Genomic DNA, 5,158 nt, shown 5'->3' on the forward strand with positions numbered 1-5,158 from the left:
TTTTGCAAAACATAGTAATCCTCCTCTACGTACTGATTTTGATATTATTATATCATAATTACTACGTTTGGAAGTAATTACAAGCTTTTTGTGGGATAATCATATTATTAAATATATTATATTATATTATATTATGTTGTAAAACTCAACTAATTTACAATAATTATTATTTAATTATTACTATTGAATTATTTTCTAAAAGAAATTATCAAAAAAACTGGAGTGAAAAATATTCCTCCTGTTACTTCCCTTATAATCTCATTGGAGTGTTAACTTATGTTATATGAATCTTAAATTAAAAATTTTTATTTATAATCTGTTGGCGTTCCCCATAGTTCTAAGCGATTAAAGATAGGATAAACAGAGTTGAATTTGACATAAATAGGTGCTTTATCTAAAGAAAAATTTTCTTTAAAAAATTCTCTATCTCCATATCTAAGTGCCGAAAGTGCTAGTGGTAATTCTTTTGTAAAAATGTTATTACGTACCGCTGACATTATTGGGTTCTTTTCTTTATCTACCATAATATTAACCATCAGTGCGTACTTACTATTAACCATGATCCATTCTGCCAGCACTTCATCCCTCATGTCAGTGATTTTATCATAATCATACTTTGCTGCAATAGTCAAAAATAATTCTCTAGTAATGTCTGAATGGGTAAGGGTATATTTCCTAGGAATAATTGGTTTTGTTTCACCCGTTTCCATTCCAAAAGTAACGTGTAACATTTCCGTATTGAATTTGCTCAAAGCCTTCCCTCCATAATATAAATACATTATATATATTATGAAGTTAACTGTTGTTATGTTCTTGTTATGAACTTAAAGGTATAATACCTATTTAGTATTCATACATATACATATAAAAAATTAATTAATATATATATCCTTTATTTTTTGTAAAAAAAATACTATAATTAATAACGATAATATAAATAAAAATATTAAAGACAAACTACTTCAACTATAAATTCACGTAAAGTTTGTCTAGAAATTGAGGAGCTTATATATGAGAAGAAAAGATATACTTGAGTTAAAAAGACGTTTAAAAAAAGAAGAATGCACCTTCACTAAGGTTTGTGGCTGCTATGTTAATGGAGAAAAACATACTATTTTAAAATTTAGAGAAAGCTTTCTAAATTTAGATGATGATGAATACTTTAAATATTTAGAAATTGCTAAAAAAGTACTATCTGGAACTATTGGGAATAATATTTTAAAACTTAATTTTTCAACTAACGAAGATTTTACAAATGAAAGGCAAACTTCTCTTATGCAGCTTAAAAACAGTCAATTAAAAGATGATGCTTTTCTCGATAATCTTTATGATTTGATTATAGCGAATTATGATTACACTGGTAATTTTTTAATACTCTTTTTTCATGATGCTTACGATGTTATTAGCAAAACCAAAGATAATGCACGGATAGATGAATCTGAAGAAGTATATGAATATGTGTTATGTGCAATATGTCCAGTTTCACTTTCAGAGCCTGGTCTTGGATACTTTGAAGAGCAAAATGAAATAAAAGCACGTGTTAGAGATTGGGTAGTAGAGTCCCCCATCAATGGATTTGTGTTTCCTGCTTTTATTGATCGTAGTTCAGATGTTAACTCTATTATGTATTATACAAAAAATGCAAAGGATACACATACTGAATTGATGGAAAATGTTCTAGGTTGTGATTCGAAAAAAACGGCTACGGTGCAAAAGGAAACATTCCAATCAATTATTAAAGATTCTTTTAGCGAAGGTGATGATAAAGCTGATAAAGTTTTTATGGATATACAAGAAAACCTAAGCTCTATGATAGAAGAATACAATGATTCAAACGATGATGCAGAGAGTGAACCTATAAGCTTAACAAAAAAGGATATACAAAACCTTTTAATAGACAGTGAAGTACCACGAGAAATTACTACTATGATTGAAAACTCTTATGTAGAGAACTTTGGTGATGATAGCACAATAGCTAAAAATTTAATTGACACAAAGGCGCTTAAGGCAAATGTGCAAAGAAAAAAGGAAGAACATCTTCACAAACAAGTGGAAACACTTCAAGCTAGACTTGATCAAGTTAAACAAGTTAAAGAAGAAAATACTATAGATAAGGAAGCTCAACTGTCTACGGAAGTTAGTGATGACAATGTTATTTTAGAAGAAGCCCAAGCAACTGATTTAGAAGAAAGTTTGGAAACCACTTTAGAGAAAGTTCCAGATACATTATCAGAAGATAATAATGTTACCCCTCAGTATGATGTTGTACTACAAGTAAAACCTGAAAAAGTATCTCAAATAAAATCTCAAATAATTAATGGCCAAAAATGCATAGTTATTCCTATTAATGACAATGAACAAACTACGGTTAATGGTGTAGATAATTTAATTTAAAACAATATTATTAACTAGTTTATCCGAAAATATTTTAGTAACCTCATATTAAAAAAAATCATATTAAAGCACTTATTAAATTTACAATTATTTGTTTTAGAACTGACCCCATAGAAGAAACTGGAAATAGTTTCTTCTATGGGGTCAGTTTATTATATAGGAAACCGCTTGCGGATAACATTCTAACAGAGATTAAAGAATTAAATATTTTTTCAATATAATGGATACACTATTAATGCATTGAATAAATACAGTGTAATTTGTATATTGAAAAGGAGGATAAATTATGGATGAAAATAATTTAGAAAAAGAAGAAAAAAGTATTGATATTTCAAATGAAAATAGTATGAATACAATTGATGATGAGTTTGAAGAAAAAGTAATGGGACAATCCAGCACTGCTGATCTAGTTAATGAAGCTATTATGAAGAATGAAATGAATATGTTCTAAAAATAAATATCTATAAGTCGTGATTTTAATGACTTATAGATATTTTGTTGTTTTTGACCATCCTCACCAAAAGTTAATTTTAAAATTAAATTATAAAGTGTTTGATTATTCTATATAAAATACTCCCATAAACTAATAGCTTGTGGGAGTATAAAATGTATTTAAAATAAGGATATTTGTTCAGTTTTCTCATTATCACTTATAATCACAGAATTGTAAGCCATTGATTCAATCTTATGCAAATATCTTTCCATATCGAATTTTCTTTTTAATCCTTTATCATTCATAAATCTAACTAATCCAAAGATAGCTCTCTCTCCCCAGGGTCTATCATGTTTTCCAAAGCACCAAGCTATCCCCGCAAATCCATTTGCGTCCCTACCATCTAAAAGGTACTTGTTATTTAAATAAATAGCAGTATTATAAGCTTCCTGCGGAGTTTTACTCCATTCTAATATTTTCTTTCCCCAATACATCCTCATATAGCCATGCATTTTACCCGTAATAAGCATTTCCTTTTGCGCAGCATTCCAATAACCATCATGGGTTTGGGCTGTTTCTAGTTCGTGTACAGAGTAAATAAACTCTCGTGCGTCTACCAAATGTTTTTCAAGAGTATTCAAGGCCCAAGATGGAAGTGATTCATAACAATCATATTTATCATTATAAAAGACAAAATTCATACTTAATTCTCTTCTAATTATTAATTCTTCTAAAAAAGCCTTTTTATCTTCTATATACACATCCATTAATTTAATATATATGTACAAGGGAGAAATCTGACCAAAATGCAGATATGGACTCAAATTAGAAGAATAAGCCTTTGAAGGTTCATTTTTAAGTTCACTATAATGTGATAATTTATTGGAAATAAATTCTTCTAGTAATAGCTTAGCATTACTAGTACCACCCGTATAGTATAGTACTCTCTTAACTGTTTTATCAATTTTAAGTTGTAAAATGGCCTTATCAATATCTTCTATATCATATTCATCAAGTGGAAGATCTAAATCAGTAGAAGCTTTATCACATTCTATCTCGGTAAGAGGCAATGCAAACTCCTCTAATTTTTTGCTTATCTTATTTCTAAGGGTATATGCAGAATATTCTTCTTTTTTAGAAGCTACTTCTACGGGTACTATGACATTAGTTTCTACCTGTACCACAGAGCATTTCGCATTTTGGGCTAAGAGCGTTCTCCACTTTCTTTCTATCCTTAAATATCCTCTATCTACTACCATTAATGCTGCAAAAGATGATATTTCTAAAGCTCCATTTTCAGGAGATATTTTTCTAATAATCATTTTAATATTTCTTCTAGCTAACTCGGTTTTTACTTCTTTTAATCCTTCTAGCATAAAATAATAGTGTCTTTCATTTGCCTCTGGAAAATTATCAGTTAATCCAAAATACACAACTAATGGCTTATTAAGCTTATTGGCCTGCATTATGGCATACTCTAGGGCATGATTATATTCTGTCCTTTGAGAGCATTGCATCCAGTAAACCACATAGGGATTATCAATTATTTTTTTATTGTTTAAAACTTTAATTCTATCTTGTGAAATCATTATTTTCAGCTCCATTATTATAGATTATTTTTCCCAAAATTATAAGCTAATTATAGATTCCATATATTGTTTTGTAAAGCATAATAATAATTATTCTCTTTGTTTTAAAAAAGCATATATTGGTGAAACTCCAAGAGCCAGAGGTACAAGTATTGCAGAGACTACGACTCCTAAACTACCATTAGCTAAACCAACTTATTTAAAAAATTTTATTTTTAATACATCACCAAAGAATGCAGAGTGAAAAGCTTCAACTAGAAAGCTTGCACAGGTAGCACTTGCTAGTGCACCCATCGATTTCATTCCTTTTTCCTCCTTATAAATTCAAATTTATTTTTAAGTCTTTACTTTCAACAATTTAAGAAAAAAATATTTAGACCTACAAGTTGTATTGTAAATTTAAGTGCATTAGAAATACTATCAATAAATTAAATGGCAAAAACAATGGTTATAAATGCCGAATGAAGTAATTAGTGAAGTTGATGAGTTAGACATAATAGGAGGGGATTTCTAAAAAAAGAAATGTAATGCATAATTTTATATTAACTATAACCTATATATTTTTAAAGTTATAAAAGTTCGTGTTTTGAATAGGTTTGGATTCAGATGTTGAGCCGACCAAAACTATCATCATAAGTATATACTCAAATGATGATAGCCACCAAAATTGCTCAATTTCTGAAACAAGCTTAAGAACGATGCCGCGTTAGTACTACTATGGCGATTCAATCTTTTCCTTCTT

General features: G+C 28.9%; 4 protein-coding genes and 1 pseudogene. 2 read left to right on the forward strand and 3 right to left on the reverse strand.

The window, feature by feature from the left end; genetic code table 11:
- Nucleotides 1–305 precede the first annotated feature (305 nt).
- Nucleotides 306–752 carry a staygreen family protein gene (locus tag KPL38_RS18060; RefSeq protein WP_281419373.1) on the reverse strand — a complete coding sequence of 149 codons (447 nt, stop codon included), beginning with the start codon at nt 750–752 and terminating at the stop codon, nt 306–308.
- A gap of 259 nt (nt 753–1,011) precedes the next feature.
- Between KPL38_RS18060 and KPL38_RS18065 the strand changes: the two genes are divergently transcribed.
- Nucleotides 1,012–2,394: a DUF4317 domain-containing protein gene (locus KPL38_RS18065; protein ID WP_216290526.1), complete on the forward strand. Its 1,383-nt coding sequence runs from the start codon at nt 1,012–1,014 to the stop codon at nt 2,392–2,394.
- Between the two features lie 286 nt (nt 2,395–2,680).
- Nucleotides 2,681–2,845: a hypothetical protein gene (locus KPL38_RS18070; RefSeq protein WP_216290527.1), complete on the forward strand. Its 165-nt coding sequence runs from the start codon at nt 2,681–2,683 to the stop codon at nt 2,843–2,845.
- Nucleotides 2,846–3,006: 161 nt separating this feature from the next.
- Here KPL38_RS18070 and KPL38_RS18075 read toward each other — a convergent pair whose 3' ends face one another.
- Together KPL38_RS18075 and KPL38_RS18080 are read right to left on the reverse strand one after the other, a co-directional pair.
- Nucleotides 3,007–4,416: a deoxyribodipyrimidine photo-lyase gene (locus tag KPL38_RS18075; protein WP_216290528.1), complete on the reverse strand. Its 1,410-nt coding sequence runs from the start codon at nt 4,414–4,416 to the stop codon at nt 3,007–3,009.
- Nucleotides 4,417–4,521: 105 nt separating this feature from the next.
- Nucleotides 4,522–4,737, reverse strand: a pseudogene (locus KPL38_RS18080) (PTS sugar transporter subunit IIC); the annotation flags it as partial.
- Nucleotides 4,738–5,158 lie beyond the last annotated feature (421 nt).

The sequence above is a fragment of the Clostridium psychrophilum genome, assembly GCF_018861705.1.
In the GTDB taxonomy this organism is placed as follows: domain Bacteria; phylum Bacillota; class Clostridia; order Clostridiales; family Clostridiaceae; genus Clostridium_AD; species Clostridium_AD psychrophilum.